At 68.2% G+C, this 18415-nt stretch carries 21 protein-coding genes and 1 tRNA gene; 14 read left to right on the top strand and 8 right to left on the bottom strand.

The window, feature by feature from the left end; all coding sequences use genetic code 11:
• Positions 1–41 precede the first annotated feature (41 nt).
• Positions 42–575: a GNAT family N-acetyltransferase gene (locus tag ACP7AS_RS06910; protein ID WP_426028116.1), complete on the top strand. Its 534-nt coding sequence runs from the start codon at positions 42–44 to the stop codon at positions 573–575.
• A 175-nt stretch (positions 576–750) separates the two neighbouring features.
• Here the strand turns inward: ACP7AS_RS06910 and ACP7AS_RS06905 are convergent, their stop codons facing one another.
• The 3 genes from ACP7AS_RS06905 to ACP7AS_RS06895 all read right to left on the bottom strand — a co-directional run bounded on the left by ACP7AS_RS06905 (position 751) and on the right by ACP7AS_RS06895 (position 2264).
• Positions 751–948 (bottom strand): hypothetical protein, encoded by a 198-nt coding sequence (locus ACP7AS_RS06905; protein WP_426028115.1) that lies wholly within the window; start codon positions 946–948, stop codon positions 751–753.
• A gap of 128 nt (positions 949–1076) precedes the next feature.
• On the bottom strand, positions 1077–1703 hold the full coding sequence (locus tag ACP7AS_RS06900) for a BA14K family protein (protein WP_426028114.1): 627 nt from the start codon (positions 1701–1703) through the stop codon (positions 1077–1079).
• A gap of 57 nt (positions 1704–1760) precedes the next feature.
• Positions 1761–2264 (bottom strand): hypothetical protein, encoded by a 504-nt coding sequence (locus tag ACP7AS_RS06895; protein WP_426028113.1) that lies wholly within the window; start codon positions 2262–2264, stop codon positions 1761–1763.
• 136 nt (positions 2265–2400) lie between these two features.
• Between ACP7AS_RS06895 and ACP7AS_RS06890 the strand changes: the two genes are divergently transcribed.
• Positions 2401–3603, top strand: coding sequence for a threonine ammonia-lyase (locus ACP7AS_RS06890; RefSeq protein ID WP_426028112.1), 1203 nt, complete (start codon positions 2401–2403; stop codon positions 3601–3603).
• Positions 3584–4126, top strand: a complete 543-nt coding sequence (locus ACP7AS_RS06885; RefSeq protein ID WP_426028111.1) for an FKBP-type peptidyl-prolyl cis-trans isomerase — start codon at positions 3584–3586, stop codon at positions 4124–4126. The genes ACP7AS_RS06890 and ACP7AS_RS06885 overlap by 20 nt, the downstream gene beginning before the upstream one ends.
• On the opposite strand, the gene queG is transcribed toward ACP7AS_RS06885, so the two are convergent.
• Genes queG through ACP7AS_RS06870 form a run of 3 tightly spaced genes read right to left on the bottom strand, consistent with a single transcriptional unit; the run spans position 4123 to position 6949 of the window.
• Positions 4123–5163 (bottom strand): tRNA epoxyqueuosine(34) reductase QueG, encoded by a 1041-nt coding sequence (gene queG / locus ACP7AS_RS06880; protein ID WP_426028110.1) that lies wholly within the window; start codon positions 5161–5163, stop codon positions 4123–4125. The genes ACP7AS_RS06885 and queG overlap by 4 nt on opposite strands.
• Positions 5164–5213: 50 nt before the next feature.
• Positions 5214–5897: a glutathione S-transferase family protein gene (locus tag ACP7AS_RS06875; protein ID WP_426028109.1), complete on the bottom strand. Its 684-nt coding sequence runs from the start codon at positions 5895–5897 to the stop codon at positions 5214–5216.
• 47 nt (positions 5898–5944) lie between these two features.
• Positions 5945–6949, bottom strand: coding sequence for a cation diffusion facilitator family transporter (locus tag ACP7AS_RS06870; RefSeq protein WP_426028108.1), 1005 nt, complete (start codon positions 6947–6949; stop codon positions 5945–5947).
• Positions 6950–7124: 175 nt separating this feature from the next.
• Here ACP7AS_RS06870 and ACP7AS_RS06865 point away from each other — a divergent pair, with 175 nt between their 5' ends.
• Together ACP7AS_RS06865 and ACP7AS_RS06860 are read left to right on the top strand one after the other, a co-directional pair.
• Positions 7125–8294, top strand: coding sequence for a citrate/2-methylcitrate synthase (locus tag ACP7AS_RS06865; protein WP_426028107.1), 1170 nt, complete (start codon positions 7125–7127; stop codon positions 8292–8294).
• A 29-nt stretch (positions 8295–8323) separates the two neighbouring features.
• Positions 8324–9184, top strand: coding sequence for an undecaprenyl-diphosphate phosphatase (locus ACP7AS_RS06860; protein ID WP_426028106.1), 861 nt, complete (start codon positions 8324–8326; stop codon positions 9182–9184).
• Between the two features lie 4 nt (positions 9185–9188).
• Here ACP7AS_RS06860 and ACP7AS_RS06855 read toward each other — a convergent pair whose 3' ends face one another.
• Entirely contained in the window at positions 9189–10160 is a 972-nt protein-coding gene (locus ACP7AS_RS06855) for a complex I NDUFA9 subunit family protein (RefSeq protein ID WP_426028105.1), read from the bottom strand.
• Between the two features lie 178 nt (positions 10161–10338).
• On the opposite strand from ACP7AS_RS06855, the gene ACP7AS_RS06850 reads away from it, so the two are divergent.
• The 6 genes from ACP7AS_RS06850 (at position 10339) to ACP7AS_RS06825 (ending at position 14011) form a co-directional block, all read left to right on the top strand.
• Positions 10339–10425: transfer RNA gene (locus tag ACP7AS_RS06850), tRNA-Leu, on the top strand.
• A gap of 176 nt (positions 10426–10601) precedes the next feature.
• Positions 10602–11216, top strand: a complete 615-nt coding sequence (locus ACP7AS_RS06845; RefSeq protein WP_426028104.1) for a ribonuclease D — start codon at positions 10602–10604, stop codon at positions 11214–11216.
• Positions 11216–11872, top strand: coding sequence for an LPS export ABC transporter periplasmic protein LptC (gene lptC, locus ACP7AS_RS06840; RefSeq protein ID WP_426028103.1), 657 nt, complete (start codon positions 11216–11218; stop codon positions 11870–11872). Before ACP7AS_RS06845 ends, lptC begins: the two co-directional genes overlap by 1 nt.
• A gap of 2 nt (positions 11873–11874) precedes the next feature.
• Entirely contained in the window at positions 11875–12363 is a 489-nt protein-coding gene (locus ACP7AS_RS06835) for an LptA/OstA family protein (RefSeq protein ID WP_426028102.1), read from the top strand.
• Between the two features lie 21 nt (positions 12364–12384).
• Positions 12385–13176, top strand: coding sequence for an LPS export ABC transporter ATP-binding protein (gene lptB, locus ACP7AS_RS06830; RefSeq protein WP_426028101.1), 792 nt, complete (start codon positions 12385–12387; stop codon positions 13174–13176).
• On the top strand, positions 13169–14011 hold the full coding sequence (locus ACP7AS_RS06825; RefSeq protein ID WP_426028100.1) for a hypothetical protein: 843 nt from the start codon (positions 13169–13171) through the stop codon (positions 14009–14011). The genes lptB and ACP7AS_RS06825 overlap by 8 nt, the downstream gene beginning before the upstream one ends.
• Positions 14012–14102: 91 nt before the next feature.
• On the opposite strand, the gene ACP7AS_RS06820 is transcribed toward ACP7AS_RS06825, so the two are convergent.
• Positions 14103–15398, bottom strand: coding sequence for a M20/M25/M40 family metallo-hydrolase (locus ACP7AS_RS06820; protein WP_426028099.1), 1296 nt, complete (start codon positions 15396–15398; stop codon positions 14103–14105).
• Positions 15399–15545: 147 nt separating this feature from the next.
• On the opposite strand from ACP7AS_RS06820, the gene rpoN reads away from it, so the two are divergent.
• The 3 genes from rpoN to ACP7AS_RS06805 all read left to right on the top strand — a co-directional run bounded on the left by rpoN (position 15546) and on the right by ACP7AS_RS06805 (position 18385).
• Complete coding sequence (gene rpoN, locus ACP7AS_RS06815) at positions 15546–17063, top strand: RNA polymerase factor sigma-54 (protein WP_426028098.1); 1518 nt, start codon at positions 15546–15548, stop codon at positions 17061–17063.
• 113 nt (positions 17064–17176) lie between these two features.
• On the top strand, positions 17177–17842 hold the full coding sequence (hpf, locus tag ACP7AS_RS06810; RefSeq protein WP_426028097.1) for a ribosome hibernation-promoting factor, HPF/YfiA family: 666 nt from the start codon (positions 17177–17179) through the stop codon (positions 17840–17842).
• 75 nt (positions 17843–17917) lie between these two features.
• A complete protein-coding gene (locus ACP7AS_RS06805; RefSeq protein WP_426028096.1) occupies positions 17918–18385 on the top strand; it encodes a PTS sugar transporter subunit IIA in 468 nt (155 codons plus the stop codon).
• The last annotated feature ends 30 nt before the right edge of the window (positions 18386–18415 follow it).

Genomic DNA, 18415 nt, shown 5'->3' with positions numbered 1-18415 from the left:
GAGCCCTCCAAGGAGGCGGCAGATCGAACGAGGCCCGTGTCATGTGCGTGATCGAACCCTCCCCCGTCGTCGAGACGCGGCGCCTGTCGCTGCGCAGCCCGGGGGCCCAGGACATCAGCCGTCTGGCGACGCTCGCCAACGACGTCGACGTGGCGCGCATGACCCTGCGCATGCCGCACCCGTTCGGGATCGCCGACGCCGAGGCCTTTGTGCTGCAGGTGGCGGGACAGGACCCCGCCCGCGCGCGCACCTTCCTGATCGAGCACGAGGACCATGGGCCTGTGGGGGTGATCGGCCTGTTCGAGGACAAGGATCCGGCTCCCGAGATCGGCTACTGGATCGCGCGGCCGTTCTGGGGTCGGGGTTATGCGACCGAAGCGCTTCAGGCGGCCACGATCTGGGCATCGAAGGCGTGGAAGCGCCGGGCGCTCATGGCCGGGCATTTCAGCGACAATCCGGCCTCGGGCCGGGTGCTGGAGAAGGCCGGCTTCCTCTACACGGGCGAGGTCCGCAAGGGCTTCAGTCGGGCGCGGGACGCCGAGGCGCAGTCGCGGCGGATGGTGTGGCTGGCGTGAAGACCGATCGCCGTCTCCCTCCCCCTCCGGGGGAGGGTGGCTGAGCGGAAGGCGAAGCCGGGTGGGGAGGGCTGGGCGATGCGAGCGCCGGCGTTGGTCTCGCCAAAGCGTTCCCACCCCGCCGCTGCTGTGCAGCGACGACCTTCCCCCGGAGGGGGAGGGAGAAGCGTATGTATCAGCCGAACAGCGTCGAGCCGAACACCGCGGCCATGGCGATGGCTCCGCCCGCGACGGCCACGACGGCACCGGCGATGAAGGCTGCCCAGGTCCGGGCGGCGCGCTTGCGGCGCAGGCCCGAGGTCTTGACCGACCTCAGCATGACGCCGGGCTTGGGTCCAAAGACTTCCGAGCCTGAAATATTGTGCTGGGACATGAACGCGCTCCCTGATCCACCGCCCCTTGCGGGTTCTGAAGAACGAAGCGGCCCGGACAAGGCAAAACAATGGCGAACACCGGTCACCCACTGTTCCGTGATCGGATGAACAGTGATCCGGTGGCGGATCAGCCGCAGTAGATCAGCCGGCCGCTATAGGCGCGGTAGTAGCCCGTATAGGGGTTGTAGGACCGGTAGGTGGCCCGGCACCAGTCGGCCCGGCTACCGTGCGAGCCGCTCGACCCGTAGCTGTGGCCACCGGTCGGATAAACCAGATCGGGCCGCCCATAGGCTCCATACCAGGCGGTGCCGCCCGGGTTGTAGCCAGATCCGTGGCCATAGGCGGATCCGTAGCCGCGGCCCCGGCTCGAATAGCTGCGACCATAGCCGCCGTCGTGCCCGTAGCGGTCATTGCCGTAGCCATCCCGCCCGTAACCGGCGAGCTGGCGATAGTCCCTGCGCGCCTGGGGGCTGACGCGGCTGCGTTGATCGCGCCAGCGCTCGCCGCAATCGCTGCGGCTGGCGTCCCAGAAGGCGTCGCAACGATAGTCGCCCGGCCGGTCCAGCTGGCTGCGCCAGTCAAAGCTCGACGGCACGGCGTTCCCGTCGCGGCGACCGCTGTAGCCATGGTCGGCCCGGCCGTCGGAGCCGCTGTAGCTATAGCTGCCGTCGTAGGTCCCTCCCCAGGACTGGGCGGCGGCGGGCGCGGCGGCAAGGGCCAGGCCGGCGGAAACGAGCAGGATGAGGCGGCGCATGGTGAACTCTCCGAAGCGGCCAGATACGCGGCCTCAAAGACGACGGTTACAGGTGGGCTAGAGGGTGACCGAGATGCGGCCCCCGCGGGTCGAGACGCGCTGCATCAGGACGACGCGATCGCCGCCGGCGCTGACCGGGGCGATGACGAACCAGTTTCCGTCAGGCAGGCCCGAGAACTGGAACCTGTTGTCCTGACAGGTCTCCTGGCGAACGAAGGAGCGATAGTCGGCGTTGGGATCGGCGACGGTGCGGGCGCGCACGACGGCTTCGGGAAGCGCGGCGCGGTCGGTCGAGCCATACAGCGTCTGGAAGCGGGCGCGCGTGTAGGGTGTGTCGGGCGTCAGGGCGACCGAGCCGGTGCAGGCGAAGGCCTGGCCTTCTCTCCGGTAGACGACGCGGCCGTCGATCGACGCGCGGCCCGGACGGGAGGACCATGCGAAATCGTCCGCGCGGAAGGCGCTGGATGACGGACCGGGGCCATAGCCGCCCGGGGCGACGGTCTCGCACGCCGCCAGCGAGGCGGCCACGGCGGCGATGGCGATCAGGTGGCGGGCAGACATGGCTCTCTCCGTAAGCTCGCGGGTCGAACAGCGCGATCAGACGCTGAACGCCGCGATAAGGTCAAGGTTGCGAGGCGTTCGGCTGTGGGCCAAAAGCGCGCATTAACCCGGCGCAGACCGGGTATAGGGACCGCTCATGACAGTCACATTCGACGATATTCTGGCGGCGCAGAGACGCATTGCCGGCCAGGTGGACCGCACGCCGGTCCGGCATTCGCGCCGGCTGTCGCAGCTGACCGGGGCCGAGGTCTGGGTCAAGTTCGACAACCTGCATTTCACCGGCAGCTTCAAGGAACGCGGTGCCCTGAACCGGCTGCTGCAGCTGACGCCGGAAGAACGCAAGCGCGGCGTGGTGGCGGCGAGCGCGGGGAATCATGCCCAGGCCCTCGCCTATCACGGTGCCCGGCTGGGCGTGCCGGTGACCATTGTGATGCCCGAGGGGACGCCCTTCACCAAGGCAGACGGCACCCGCGCGCACGGCGCGACGGTGGTGATCAAGGGCCTGGACTTCACCGGCTCGACCGAAGAGGCCCACCGGCTGCGCGACGAAAAGGGTTTCGTCTTCGTCTCGGCCTTCGATGACGTGGGGATCGTGACGGGGCAGGGCGTCTGCGCGGTCGAGTTTCTGGAAGACGCGCCGGACCTCGATGCCCTGATCATTCCCATCGGCGGCGGCGGGCTGATTGCAGGCTGTTCGGTCGCGGCGAAGGCGATGAAGCCGGACATCCGCATCTTCGGCGTCGAGGCGGCCATGTACCCCTCGTTCGCCGCCAGACGCCGGGGCGAGATCCCCAGATGCGGCGGCCAGACCATCGCCGAGGGCATTGCCATCAAGGCCGTGGGCGACATTCCCTTCGCCATCGCTGATCCGTTGGTCGAGGACGTGCTGGTCTGCGAAGAGGCGCATTTCGAGACTGCGGTGGCCTATTACGCCACGCTGGAGAAGACCGTCGCCGAGGGCGCGGGCGCGGGCGGGCTGGCCGCGCTGCTGGCGTATCCGGACCGGTTCAGGGGGATGAAGGTCGGGCTGGTGCTGTGCGGCGGCAATATCGACGCCCGCATGCTGGCCGTGGTCCTGAACCGCGAACTGGTGCGCGAGAAGAAGATGATCGTCTATCGCATCCTCGGCGATGACCGCCCCGGCATGTTGTCCAAGATGAGCGCCGTGATCGGCGGCCTCGGCGGCAACATCATCGACGTGGTGCATAACCGGCTGGCGCTGGACGTGCCGGCCAAGGGCGCGGAGTTCGACATCATGGTCGAGACGCGCGGCGCGGATCACGCGGAACAAATCAGACTTGGACTGGAAGAGGCGGGATATGAATTACGGATGGGCTAAAGGCGTCTCGGCGCTGGCGATGATCGCGGTTCTTGCCGGGCCGTTGGCCGCCTGTGATCGCGAACCGGCCGCGCCGGACGAAAGCGCGGCGCAGAATCTGCGGGCGTCAGAGTTCTTCATGACCTCGAACGCCAAGACCGAGGGCGTGAAATCCCTGCCGTCGGGCGTTCAGTACAAGGTGGTCCGGTCCGGTCCTTCGGGCGGAGAGCGGCCCGATCGCAACGATCTGGTGCGCGTCGACTATGAAGGCACGCTGACGGACGGGACGGTGTTCGACAGCTCGTTCCAGTCAGGCCAGCCGGCGGTCTTCACGGTCGCAGACGTGGTGCCGGGCTGGACCGAGGCGCTGCAGCAGATGCGGGTTGGTGACGAATGGGTCGTCTATGTGCCGCCGGCGCAAGGCTACGGCGAACAGGGCCGCCCGGGCATTCCGTCCAATGCGGTGATGGTGTTCCGGATCAAGCTGCTGGAGGTCGCGCCCGTCCCGGGCGGCGAGCGCGGCGGTCAGATCGGGATGGGCTAGGGGGCAGGCCGGAGCCGCTGAACCGCCCACGCCGCGGCGTCGCGCACCACGGCATTCGGGTCGTCCAGCAGACGTTCCGCCACCGGGATCAACGCCGCGTCGGCGCTGTTGCCGATGGCATAGAGGACATTGCGGATGAAGCGGTCGCGGCCGATCCGCTTGACGGCGCTCTTTGAGAACAGGGTCCGGAAGGCCGCGTCGTCCAGGGCGGCCAGATCGGCCAGCCGGGGTGAAACCAGGCCTTCACGCGCCTGGAGCCGGGCCTCGCTCGAGGCGGCGGCGAATTTGTTCCATGGGCAGACCGCCAGGCAGTCGTCGCAGCCATAAATCCGGCTGCCGGTAGCCGCCCGGAACTCGACCGGCCACGGACCGGCGAATTCGATGGTCAGATAGGACAGGCAGCGCCGCGCATCGAGCTGGAACGGGGCCGGGAAGGCGTTGGTCGGACAGACGTCCAGACAGGCGGTGCAGGTCCCGCAATGTTCGCCCTCGGGCGGGTCGGGCTCCAGGTCGGCCGCGGACAGGATGACGCCGAGGAACAGCCAGTTGCCATGGTCGCGGCTGAGCAGATTGGTGTGTTTGCCCTGCCAGCCGAGGCCGGCGCGCTGGGCCAGCGGCTTTTCCATCAGGGGGGCGGTGTCGACGAAGACCTTGACCTCGCCGCCCGTCCGCGCGGCGACCTGGCCGGCGAGGGTTTTCAGCCGGCCCTTGATGACCTCGTGATAGTCGTCGCCGCGGGCGTAGACCGAAATATAGCCTGCTCCGGGGTCGGCCATTTCGGGCAGGGGATCGCTCTCCGGGCCGTAGTTGAGACCGAGCACGATGGCGGTGCGGGCCCCGTCCCACATGGCGGTGGGGTGGGCGCGGCGTTCCAGCGTCGTCTCCATCCAGCCCATGTCGCCGTGGCGTCCCGCCTCGACGAAATGCGCCAGCCGCTCACCCGCGCTCCACGGTTCGACGGCCGAGGCGAAGCGGCAGGCGTCGAAGCCCAGGGCCGTGGCGCTGTTGCGGATGAAGGGACGGACATCGACCGGCATGGTCAGCCTCTCTCACACGCCGCCGGCGCTGGCGAGAGCGGAGGCGGGTCTCAGAAATCCAGGTCGGCGTACCAGGTCGACGGCGGCACGCCCGGAAAGCGGTCAGCCAGCAGGGGCCGGAAGCAGGGGCGGGACTTCAGCTTCATGTACCAGGTCTTCACGGCCGGCCAGTTCGCCCAGGACACCTCGCCGAAATAGTCGAGCACCGACAGGTGGGCGGCGGCGACGAAGTCAGCCTGGCTGATGCGCCGGCCCGACAGGGCGTCACGTCCGGCCAGCACATCCTCGAGCATGGCGAGATGGGATCTCAGGGCTTCGCGCCCCGCCCGCAGCGCGCGAGCCTCGGGTGGGCCGAGGCGGAGCAGGGGTTTTTCCATCCGCTCGTGCAGCAGCACGGCATTGACCTCGTCGGTGAAGCGACGGTCGAACCAGGCGACCAGCCGGCGCGTTTCGGCGCGCTCGGCGGGATCGGTCGGCATCAGGAAGGGCTCGCGCGACGCGTCCTCCAGCCAGCCCAGGATGGCGGCGGGCTCGCACAGGGTCAGGGACCGGCTGTCCTCGGTCACACGCAAGACCGGGGGCATGCCGGATGGATTCAGCCCCGCCACGGGGCAGTCGTCCTCCCACGGACGGACGAGGGTCTCGGTGAACGCCTTTTTTGCCTCGCCCAGCGCCAGGCGCGCGGTGCGGGAGCCCGGGTCGAAGGCGAAATGATACAGGACGCAGGCGGACATGGGGCTGTTCATGCGCACGAGGGCGTTAAGCCCGCGTTAGCCACGGCTCAGGCCCAGGGGCCTTTCCGGGTTTTCGGTGTCGGGGTCGGATTTGTCGGGCTCGCCTCGGCGGCAGTCTCGGCGAAGACGCCGCCGTGGATTTCAGCGCGGCCGCGCGGGTCGGGGTGGATCAGGATGTCAGCCCGGGGCCAGCCCGCCAGCAGGCGGTTCTCGGCCTCGACGAGGATCGTGTGGGCCGCCTCAAGCGTCAGGTTCGGATCCAGGTCGACGTGCATCTGGATCATGACGACCGAGCCCGCCATCCGCGTTCTGAGCTGGTGCACGCCGGAAATCCGCGAGTCGGCGAGCACGGCCGTCGTCATGGCGATGCGGTCGGATTCGGGCAGGGCCTTGTCGACCAGGTGGTCGGCGGCGGATTTCAACATCCCCAGCGCGCCCCAGAACAGCCAGACCGCCACCACCAGCCCTGCGGCGGCGTCCAGGCCGGGCGCCGAGAGGAAGGTGCCGGAGATCACCCCGATCAGGACCACGACGTTGGACGCCAGGTCGGAGGTGTAATGGGCCCGGTCGGCCTTCACCGCCATGGACCCGCTGTTCCTGATGGCACGGCCCTGCATCCAGACCAGCCAGCCGGTCAGGGCGATCGAGATCAGGATCACGAGGACGCCCCAGTAGCCCGAGCTGACCGGCCGGGGGTCGAAGATGCGCTGCAGGGCTTCCCAGCCGACGAACAGGGCCGAGGCGAACACCAGACCGGCCTGAACCATGGCGGCCAGCGCCTCGCCCTTGCCGTGGCCGTGGCGATGATCCTCATCGGGCGGGGCGGCGGCCCAGCGCACGGCGAAGAAGACGCCCAGCGAGGCGACCAGATCGAGCGCAGAGTCCGCCAGCGAGGCGAGGATCGACACCGACCCCGAAGCGCCGAGGGCAAACGCCTTCAGCGCGATCAGCACGACGGCCACGCCGACCGACAACCGGGTGATGGCCCGGGTCGCCGAATGGGCGTCTTCAATCGCGCTGGAGGCCGGGTGGATCGGGGCGGGCGAGGTCATCGCCGTCTTGTCGCGGAAAGGCGTGGTCCTGCCAAGGGCCGGGGGGCGGGTGCGTCCAAAGGGGCCGAGCGGCGCAGGCTCGTCGGTCGCGTTAGGGTCATCGTCACGAAAGGGCCGCATCCTTGGCTGCCGATGGAGTCCGCAAGGTCGTGACATCAGGGAGGCTGGCGTGCAGATGACGGACACAGCCCACTGGATCGGGCGGAGCGAGGCGCTGGCCCGGCTCGGGGTCAAGTCGCAGACGCTCTATGCCTACGTCAGTCGTGGCCGTATCGCGGCCCGGCCGGACCCTGAGGATTCCCGGCGCAGCCTTTACGCCGCCCATGATATCGCCCGTCTGAGCGGAGACGTCGTCGATGTTGCTGATACGGCCGTCTATCGCCGCACGCCGGGCGGCGCGTCGCGCGGAGAGGCCGATGTCTGCTCGTCCCTGACCGTAATCGCCGGCGGGCGGCTGTTCTATCGCGGGATGGACGCGGTCCAGCTGGCGGAATCCGCGACCCTAGAGGATGTCGCGCGTCGCCTTTGGGACGCGCGGGCGGCCAATCCCTTCGCCGAGGTCCGGCCGCGGGTCGGCGCTGTGCCGGGCGGGTCGATCCGGGCGCGCCTGTTCGCGGCCCTGGCCCGGCGGGCGGAAGAGGATGCCGATCCCAGGCCGCGCTCGGTCGACGACCTGCGGCTGGAATGCGCGCGCGTGCTGGACGAGGCGGTGGACGCCGCCGTCGGCTCGGGACCGCGTCTGTTCCTGCACCAGCGCCTGGCGCGCAGCTGGAAGACACCCGAGCGGGACGCCCATCTGATCCGTCGGGCACTGGTCCTCTCGGCCGATCATGAGATCAATCCGGCCGTCCTGGCCACGCGGGCCGCGGCCGACGGGGGTGCGGCACCGGCGGGTGCGGCCATGGCCGGACTTGTGACCATGGTCGGCTCGCCGATGATGGCCGAGCTGACCCGCGCCTCGGACTGGATCGTCGCTGTGCGCCGCCAGGCGGTCGATGCCGCGCGCCGGGCCCAGGAGATGGGGCGTCTGGTCGGGTTCGATGCCCAGGACGACTACCCGGCCGGCGATCCCCGCGCCGCCGCCCTGCTGGCTGCCGCCGACCTGCCGGCCGATCTGGCGCGCGCCGTGCAGGAGGGCGAGGTCGCGACAGGCAGGCGGGCGAATTTCACGCTCGCCCTTGCCGTGATCGCGCGGCGGCTGGAACTGCCGCGTGACGGGGCCGCTGACCTGTTTCTGCTGGGCCGTTTGGCGGGTCTGCTGGGTCATGCTCTGGATCAGGCGACGAACGGCTCGCCTATCCGCGCGCGCCTGCGCTATGTGGGTCCCGAACCGGGCGCGCACTGACCGCCCATATCGAGTTTGACGGGGCGTTCATGGCGGACTGGTTGGCGGCGATTCTTCTCGGTCTGGTCGAAGGACTGACCGAGTTCATTCCGGTGTCGTCCACCGGCCACCTGCTGCTGGCCAAACAGGCGCTGGGTCTGGCCGACGAACCCTGGAACACCTTCATCGTCATGATCCAGCTGGGAGCCATCCTGGCGGTGGTCGCAGTCTATTTCGTCCGGCTGTGGAAGGTGCTTCTGGGTCTGCCGGGCAAGGATCCGGCCGCGCGACGCTTTGCCATTTCGGTCCTGCTGGCCTTCCTGCCGTCCGCCATCCTGGGCCTGCTGCTGCACGACTTCATCAAGGACGTCCTGTTCAACACCACCATCGTCTGTATCAGCCTGATCGTCGGTGGGGTGGCGCTGATCGTGCTGGAGCGCTGGTCGGACGCGGGAACCATGGGGTTGCGTCGGAGGGTCAAGGACGGCGTCGTGACCCTGGAACAGCGCGACCTGGCCGAAGATGCGATGAAGCTGACGTGGAAGACGGCGATCGGCGTCGGCCTGTGGCAGTGCCTGTCGATTATTCCGGGCGTCTCCCGCAGCGGCGCGACCATCGTCGGCGGCCTGCTGCTGGGCGTCGACAAGAAGGCGGCGGCGGAGTTCTCGTTCTTCCTGGCCATCCCGACCATGGTCGGGGCCTTTGCCCTGGACTTCTGGGAGAGCCGTGACCTGATCACGGGCGACGTCGCCGGCCTGATCGCGATCGGCTTCGTCGTCTCCTTCATCAGCGGCCTGTTCGTGGTCCGCTTTCTGGTGGATTTCGTCGGCCGTTACGGCTTCGCGCCGTTCTCGATATGGCGGATCGTTGTCGGGATCGTCGGGCTGATCGCAATCCAGGCCTACGGCTGAGGGGTCAGCCGGCCGTCGCGTTGGCGAACTGTCCGCCGCGGCGGTAGCGCCACAGATAGGACGGGACGATGGCCTCCACGCCGGTCGGCTGGATGCCCAGCTCGGCCAGACCCTCGGCCCCCTCGGCGACGACATTGTCTGATTGCAGGGACACCACCTGGTCGTAAGTCAGCACGGGCGCGATCCCCACCAAGGCTGTCATCTGCGCCAGAGAGCCGATGGCGCGTGCCGCGAAGAAGGGCAGGGGGATCAGGCCGTTCGAACGGTAGGTCTCGCGCAGGATCAGCTTCAGCACCGCCTCGAAGGTCATGACCGCAGGCCCGCCCAGCTCGAACGTGCGCCCCGCCGCCTCGGGCAGGACAGTCGCACGGGCGATGGCTTCGGCCACGTCGCCGACATAGACCGGCTGGAATTTCGTCTGGCCGCCGCCGATCAGCGGCAGGAACGGCGAGAACTGGGCCATCTGCGCAAAGCGGTTGAGGAAGTCGTCGCCGGCACCGAAGACGATCGACGGGCGGATCACCACGGCGTCCGGCATGACCTCGCGCACGGCCATCTCGGCCTCGGCCTTGGTCAAGGCGTAGTCGGAGGGGCCCTCGGGGCTCGCGCCGATGGCCGAAATCTGGACCAGCCGTTTGACGCCGACCGCGGCGGCGGCCCCGGCGATGTTGCGGGACGTCTCGACGTGCATCGCCTGGAAGCTGCGGCGGCCCGATTCGTGCAGGATGCCGATCAGGTTGATGGCGGCGTCCGCGCCATGCAGGGCGGCGGCGACGTCTTCAGGCCGGGTCGCGTCGCAGCGCACGGCCTGGATCTGGCCCACCGTGCCCGAGGTCTGCAGTTTCCAGGCACGATCGGGGCGGCGCACCGCGACCCGGACCCGCCAGCCCCGTTTGGCCAGGGCGCGGACCAGCTGGCTGCCGACGAAGCCTGAGCCGCCGAAAACGGTAACCAGGCCGGGGGCGACTTCGCTCATGACAGAGACTCCAACAGGCGGCGGCGCGCGGGGGCAGAGCTCGCGCCGGGCCGGGATTAGACGATGGCCGCCAGCCTCGCAACGCAAAGCCGACAAATGCCTGTTGACCCGCTGGGGGGGCTGCCTTAAGGGTCCGCGCCTTCCGGACGAACAAGCACGCGAGTGCTGAAACGTCTGGGCCCAGGTGGCGGAATTGGTAGACGCGCTGGCTTCAGGTGCCAGTGATAGAAATGTCGTGGAGGTTCGAGTCCTCTCCTGGGCACCAATATTTCAGACGGCGTCGCGCTTCGGTGCGGCGCCGTTTGTGTTTTGGGCCGCATGTTGGGGCCCTATCGCGTCGGACGCGGTCCGACGCTAGTTGAGGGCGCGCTATCGCCTCGCGCGCGGCGAGAGGGTAGTTGAGTGGCTTCTCCGCCCTCGCAGACCGAGTCCTGACACCGAATGACCGTCCATTTCCACGAAGGCGACCTGCCGAACGGCCTGGATCTGGGCCCCGAGGTCGCGATCGATTCCGAGACCATGGGGCTGCGCTTCCGGCGCGACCCGTTGTGCGTGGTCCAGCTGTCGGCCGGTGACGGCGACGCCCATGTCGTGCGCATGGCCCGGCCGGGCTACGACTGTCCCAACCTGAAGCGGCTGCTGACCGACCCGAAGGTGCTCAAGCTGTTCCATTTCGGCCGGTTCGACATCGGCATGTTCCAGCTGCATCTCGGGATCGAGACGCGGCCGGTCTATTGCACCAAGATCGCTTCCAAACTGGCCCGGACCTATACCGACCGGCACGGACTCAAGGATGTCGTGCGTGAGCTGGTCGGGGTCGACCTGTCCAAGGCGCAGCAGTCCAGCGACTGGGGCGCGGCCGAGCTGTCGCCGGCCCAGCTGGAGTATGCGGCGTCGGACGTCCTCTATCTGCACGCGGCCAAGGTGAAGCTGGACGAGATGCTGGCCCGCGAGGGTCGCGCCGAACTGGCGCGCCAATGTTTCGACTTCCTGCCCAGCCGGTCGGCTCTGGACCTGGCGGGCTGGGACGAGACGGACATCTTCGCGCACACCTGATGACAGAGCCCGCCGACATCCGGGACCAGGCCGACGAGGCGCGCGTCGCCGTCACGGCCGAGGCGTTTCGTGCCCGGTCGCGGCGGGTCAAGCTGCTGCGCCGCGTCCTGCCGGTCGCGATCATCATTCTGGCCGGCGGCACCCTCAGCTGGATCGTGCTGCGCAGCGTGATGTCGGACGTCGAGCGCAAGGCCGGCACCAGCCGCGAGGTCCGTCTGGACAGCGCCATGTTCCACGGCCAGGACGCCGAGGGCCGCAGTTTCATGATCGGGGCGAAGAGCGCCGTACGCGATGCTCAGACGGGCCAGTTCCGGCTGATCGGCCCGGCGATGAAGCTGAACCTCGGCGGCCGCAAGGTCACCACCCTGACGGCGGACGGCGGCACCTATAACGAAGCGGATAAGACCGTCACCATCGGACCGAACGTGCGGATTTCGGACGGCGGCTCGGGCTTCACCCTGGTCACGCCAGAGGCGGTGGTGGATACATCGACCGGCATCGTGACCGGATCGAAGGGCGTTCAGGGCAGCGGCCCGCTTGGAACAATCACCGCTTCGTCCTATGTGATCTATGAACAGGGTGAGCGGGTCGTGTTCAGGGGCGCAGGCGATAACAAGGTGCGCGGGACCATCAACCCGGCAGGTTCGGACAGATGAGCATGATCAAGATCCTGACCACAGCCGCCATGGCGCTGGCGCTGGTGGCGATACCGGCGACCGGCGGTGCCCAGACCCAGACCGGGACACCGGTCGCGAGCGGTGACGCGGTGGCCTATGGCGCCGACGCCGGTGAGTATACGCCCGCCGGCTTCGCCCTGCGGGGACGGGCCGAAGTCGTGCAGGGCCAGAACCGGTTGCGGGCCGACTCCATCAACGGCTTCGTCACCGCGGGCGACCTGCGTCGCGTCGAGGCGTCCGGCAATGTCTATTTCGTCACTCCCGACCAGACCATGCGGGGCGACCGGGCGGTCTACACCCTGGCCAGCAACGAGGTCGTCGTGACCGGGGACGTGATCCTGACCCAGGGCCAGAACGTCCTGACCGGTGGTCGACTGGTCTATAATACCCGCACCGAGACGGCCCGCATGGAGGGCACGTCGAACGGGCGAATCCGCGGCGTCTTCTATCCCCAGAACAGCGGGAACTGAGCCCCGGCTCGGACCTGACCTTTGGCGCGCAAGGAACTCTCAGCCCTCAATGTAATCGAGGCCCCGGTCGAGCCGGCGGCCGTGCCGGCGCGCGCCACGGGCCTGAGGGTCGATCATATCGCCCGCGCGTTCGGCCAGCGGCAGGTGGTGCGCGACGTCTCCCTGCACGTCCAGCGCGGCGAGGTGGCAGGCCTTCTGGGCCCCAACGGCGCCGGCAAGACGACCTGTTTCTACATGATCACCGGCCTGATCCCGCCCGACACCGGCTCGATCTGGCTGGACGGCGAGGACATCACGGCACAGCCGATGTACCAGCGCGCCCGCATGGGGCTGGGCTATCTGGCGCAGGAGGCGTCGATCTTCCGCGGCATGACGGTCGAGCACAACGTCATGGCGGTGGTCGAGCTGCATCACACGGGCAAGGCGGCCATCGCCGAGGAAACCAGCCGCCTGCTCGAGGAACTCCGCATCGACCACCTGCGCCACGCCCCGGCCTCGGGCCTGTCGGGCGGTGAGCGGCGCCGTTGCGAGATCGCCCGGGCCCTCGCGGGCAAGCCGTCCTTCATGCTGCTGGACGAACCCTTCGCCGGCATCGACCCCCTGGCCATTGCCGACATCCGCCAGGTGATCCGCTATCTGGCCGGTCAGGGCATCGGCGTACTGATCACCGACCACAATGTCCGCGAGACGCTGGAAATCATCGACCACGCCTCGATCATCTCGGGCGGGGCCGTGCTGTTCGAGGGCAAGGCCGAGGATGTGATCCGCGACCCGGAAGTGCGCCGGGTCTATCTGGGCGACATGTATGGCTAGGGCGAAAGCTCTAACCCACAGTCGCTTCTTGCTGGCTGTCGCCGGCGCATTGGCGACCGGCACGCAAGCCTTCGCCCAGAACGCCGCCGATCAAGGCGTAACGCCGCACCAACGGTGGGACCTTTGCGGTGTGTCCAGTCCATTGGATCCCCCGCCGCCCGAACTGGTGGCCTGTCTCGCGGCGTCTGGCCCCTTGGCTGATCAGACCTTCACCTTTCAGCTTGGTGGTGAAATCCCCACAGAGCTGGAGGCGCGGTCGCCCGTCGGTGATCGCCTGATCTTCCACACCGACGACCCTGTCAGCCTGGAGTGGGCGACCCCGGCCGGTCCTTTCCTGTTCGAAAACGTCGGCGGCATGGGACAGACCGTCCTTTTGATGTCGCTGGATTGGGAAACCCGGCGGCTCGATGGCGTGACCTTCTCCTGGCAGAACCGTCCCCTGCTTCTGACCGAAGCCATGGAGAAGGCCCGTAGGCTTGAGGCCTGGCTCCTGGGTTCGGGCTTTGCGGAGCCTTCGCGGAATCTGGCCGAGGCCCGCTTCGTTTTCATCGAGGACTACAGGCGGACGCCCTCCGGTGCCGGTACCTGGGCCGAGGCCGAGTTCCGATTGAAAGCCGACGAACAGGCTCTGGAGATGAATCTGTTCAGCCTCGTCGCGCCTGATGCCGAGGTTGAGGTCGCGGTGTCGAATGGTCGTCGGAAGACGTGGGCTTTCGGTGCGGACAGCGCCCGGCTGCTCCCGCCGGGAACACCGCGGTCGATCTACGACGGCAACGGCGGCTATGAGTGGCAGCTGGAAATTACGATCGCGCGTCCATCGAACCCTGACCGCTGACCCGGGCGGCGCTGATTGCCGCGTCCTGTCCGAACCATCCCCGTCCAACCAGACCGGCTCACCGCTTCGCGGCGATCCGGGATGACAAGCTTCACTCCGCGCCCAAACTCAACCGGCTGATGAGCACTGCTGCCCGCTGCGACTGGCGCACCAGACTGTCCAGATCGATCCATTCCCCGTCCGCATGGGCTCCACCCCCGGCGACGCCGAGGCCGCCGAGGGTGTCGACGTCGGCGGCGACGAAGCCGCTGTCGGCGGCACCGCGACGAGCGGGGTCGTATTCGGCCATCTCGGCCAGGCCGAGGTCGCGGTTGACGGCGTTCAGTCGCGCCAGCAGGGCGCGGTTGCCCTCGGTCGGGGCCATGGGCGGATAGCCGCCCTCGCCGAAGACCAGTTCGGCTTCGGTGCGCGGCAGGTGGGTTGCGACGATGGTCTGCATGCCCGCCCGGACGCGGTCGTCCTGTTCGCGGGTCAGGGTGCGCAGGTCGCCGCGGGCGATGGCGGTCGAGGCCACGATATTGGTCTTGCCCGAGGCGGTGGCATTGACCCCCTCGGCATCGATGGCGGCAGGCGTACCCCCTGCGATGACGCCGACATTGTAGGTCAGGTTCGGCTCGGGCAGGTTGCGGCGGAATCCGTCGAGGATGCGGGCCATCTCATAGATGGCGCCATAGCCGAGGGTGTCATTGAAAATGCCGCTGGAATGGCCGGTTCGCCCGGTCGCCGTAAGGGTCCAGTTGGTCGAGCTGCGCCGCGCAATGGTGCCGAACTCGGCCCCGTCGTCGAGGGCGAGGTTCTCGAACTCCAGCGCAAAGGCCGCGGCCTGTCCGGCGGCAATCAGGTCGCGTCGGGCGACGGAGGACGGCGAGCCGATTTTTTCCTCGTCCCCCGTCAGGACCACGGTGACATTGGAGCCCTCCAGTGTCCCGGCGGCCTGCATGGCGCGCAGGGCCGCGATGATGACGACCACACCGCCCTTGTCGTCGCCGATGCCGGGGCCCGTGGCGCGCGCGCCGCTTCGTTCAAAGCGCTGGAAGGGGCTGTCGGCCTCGAACACCGTGTCCAGATGGCCGATCAGCAGGATGTTGCGGCCGGGGCCGGCATGGGTCGCGATCAGATGTCCGGCACGGCCGGTCTCGGCCATGTCGACCCAGCGGACCTCGAAGCCCAGCGGCTCCAGCTCGGCCCGGACCCTGTCGCCGACGATCCGCACCCCGGCCAGGTTCAGCGTGCCGCTGTTCTGGTTCACCAGGGTCTCGAGCAGGGCGATATGGCGATCGTGCTCGGCCGCGACCGTCCGCATCATCGTCTGTTCGGCGGGGCTGGACTGCGCGAATGCGGCACCGGGCAGGGCCATGAGCAGCAGGGCGATCAGGATCAGGCGCATCGGGGCACTCGCTCGGGACGGATGGTCCGGACAGGGGAGCAAAGCGCGAGCGGGACGTCCAGCGGTTTAGAACGCCGTTAACCGGTCAGGCCACAAGGTGGCCGCAGCAAGTTTCGGGCCACGCCCGGGGGCAGGGGAAAAAGAACGGTGCTCGGGCAAAGGCTGGAGATACGGCAGGGCCAGGGACTGGTCATCACGCCCCAGCTGCAGCAGGCGATCAAGCTGCTGCAACTGTCGAACCTCGAGCTGGACGCCTTCGTCGAGGCCGAGCTGGAGCGCAATCCGCTGTTGCAGCGCGAGGACGCTGAGCCGGGCGGCGAAAACGATGCGCCGGCTGCGGTTGAGAGCCATGATGCCGCCGAGATGAGTTTCGACGAGGGCCGGGTCCAAGACGCGGATCGCACACTCGATGCGCGCTCCGACGACGTCTATGGCGACGCCAGCCCGGGCGAGCGCACCTCGGACCGGATGGAGGATGTCGGGACGGGCGAGGCCCAGGTCGGGCTGAACGACTGGTCGCGCGCCGGCTCGGGCGGTGGCCTGCCCGACGGCGAGGGCCGGGAACAGCCGGATACCCGCGACGCCACCCTGTGGGAGCATCTGCAGGCCCAGGCGTCCCAGGCCGGGTTTTCGTCCTCCGACCACGCCATCGCCCTGACCCTGATCGACGCGGTGGACGAGGGCGGCTATCTGCGCGGCGAACTGGCCGAGACCGCCGAGCGGCTGGGCGTGTCACTGGACCGCATCGAGGCGGTGCTGACCGTCTGCCACGGCTTCGAGCCGACGGGGGTCATGGCGCGGTCGGTGCCGGAATGCCTGAAGCTGCAACTGATTGAGCGCAACCGCTTCGATCCGGCGATGGACTGCCTGCTGGCCAATCTCGACCTGCTGGCCAAACGCGATCTGACGGCGCTGAAGAAGGCCTGCGACGTCGATGCCGAGGACATGGCCGAGATGATCGCCGAGCTGAAGGCCCTGACGCCGAGACCGGGGGCCGGATTCGGCGGCGAGCCGGCGCAGACGGTGATTCCCGATGTGCATGTGCGGGCCGATCCGGCCGGCGGCTGGAAGATTGAGCTGAACACGGACACCCTGCCGCGCCTGATCATGGACAAGCGCTATCATGGCGTGGTGGCGGCGGGCTCGCGTTCGGACGTGGAGAAGACCTTCGTCGCCGACTGCGCCGCCCAGGCCAGCTGGCTGGTCAAGTCGCTGGACCAGCGGGCCAAGACCATCCTGAAGGTGTCGTCCGAGATCGTGCGCCAGCAGGACGCCTTCCTCGCGTTCGGCGTCGAGTTCCTGCGGCCGCTGAACCTGAAGACCGTGGCCGACGCCATCGGCATGCATGAATCGACGGTCAGCCGGGTGACCTCGAACAAATATGTCTCGACGCCGCGCGGCGTATTCGAGCTGAAATTCTTCTTCACGGCCTCGATCCAGTCGTCAGACGGCGGCGCCACCCATTCGGCCGAGGCCGTAAGGCACCGGATCAAGGCCATGATCGACGGCGAGGGCCGCGACGGCGATGTGCTCAGCGACGACCGGATCGTGGAGATCCTCAACGAGGCCGGAATCGATATCGCCCGCCGGACCGTGGCGAAATATCGCGAGGCGCTGCGGATTCCGTCGTCGGTCGAGCGCAAGCGGATGCTGAAGGTCAGTTAGGGCGTTTGGGTTCTCCCTCCCCCGAAGTGGGGAGGGAGAACGCGTCCGGCAACCTTCACCACATTTCGGTGATCGGCGTTGACACCAAACGCGTTCGGTCGCGTTCTATCCCTATGCAAATCCAGGTCAGCGGTAAGCACGTAGATGTCGGCGACGCGTTAGGCTCGCGCATCTCCCAGGAACTCCAGGACGGGATCGGCAAGTATTTCGAACGCGGGGCCCAGGAGGCCGAGGTCGTGGTGTCCAAGGACGGCCACGGCTTCAAGGTCGATTGCTGGGTGCGTCTGGCGTCCGGAGAAGCCATCGTCACCAGCGGTCTGGGCGGCGACGCCCACGGGGCCTTCTCGGATTCGCTTGAAAAGCTTGAAAAGCGGGTCCGCCGCTACAAGCGCCGGCTCAAGAACCACAAGGCCGGTCCGCGCGGCCTGTCGCCCGAGAAGACCGAGAATGCGGCTCGCGACGTGGCTCGCAGCATCGTCCTGCGCAGCCCGGATTCGGTCGAGGATGACGCCTTCGGCGATGCCGGCGCGCCCGATGAGCCGCCGCCCGTGGGTATGGTCATCGCCGAGACCGAGACGGAAATCCGCACCATCACAGTGGGTCGCGCGGTCATGGAACTGGATATGACCGGCTATCCGGTGGTGCTGTTCCGCAATGCGGCGCACGGTGGAATTTCGGTCGTTTACCGCCGGCCGGACGGCAATGTGGGCTGGATCGACCCCGAGCGAACCTCGAAGTCGATCAATGGTCACGGTTCGGTAAACGGTAAGAGCATATAGTGTTCCCCAATCGAGGCGGGTGGTCTAAACGGCCCCCGCCCATTCGGGATGTATGGGCAGAGTCGGGAACTCCTCATGGACATCGGTGAATTGCTGGCGGACGGCGGCGTCGTCCTGCGCAGCGGCGCGTCGTCGAAACGTCAGGCCCTGCACACGGTGGCCGAGGTGGCCGCCCAGAGTCTGGGCATGCCGGAAAACCGTATTCTGGAGGCCCTTCTGGAGCGCGAAGCCCTGGGCTCGACCGGTCTCGGATCGGGCGTTGCCGTGCCGCACGCGCGTCTGGAGGGCATCGAGCGGGTGACCGCCGTGTTCGTGCGTCTGGACACGCCGGTCGCCTATGGAGCCCTCGACGACCGCCCGGTGGATCTACTGTTGGCGCTTTTCGCACCACCGCGGGACGGGGCCGATCACCTCCGGGCGCTGGCGGCGGTCTCGCGCGCCCTGCGGTCGCCGGTGATGCGCGAGCAACTGCGTCAAGCGCGCACCCCGGACGCGATCCGCGCCCTGTTCGTCAGAGACCAGGTCCCCGCCACGGCAGCCTGAGCATTTTTTGTGCGCTATCGCCCCGCGCGC

The organism is Brevundimonas sp. TWP2-3-4b2 (assembly GCF_049897345.1).
Taxonomy (GTDB): domain Bacteria; phylum Pseudomonadota; class Alphaproteobacteria; order Caulobacterales; family Caulobacteraceae; genus Brevundimonas.
This window is presented reverse-complemented; position numbering and strand designations above follow the sequence as displayed.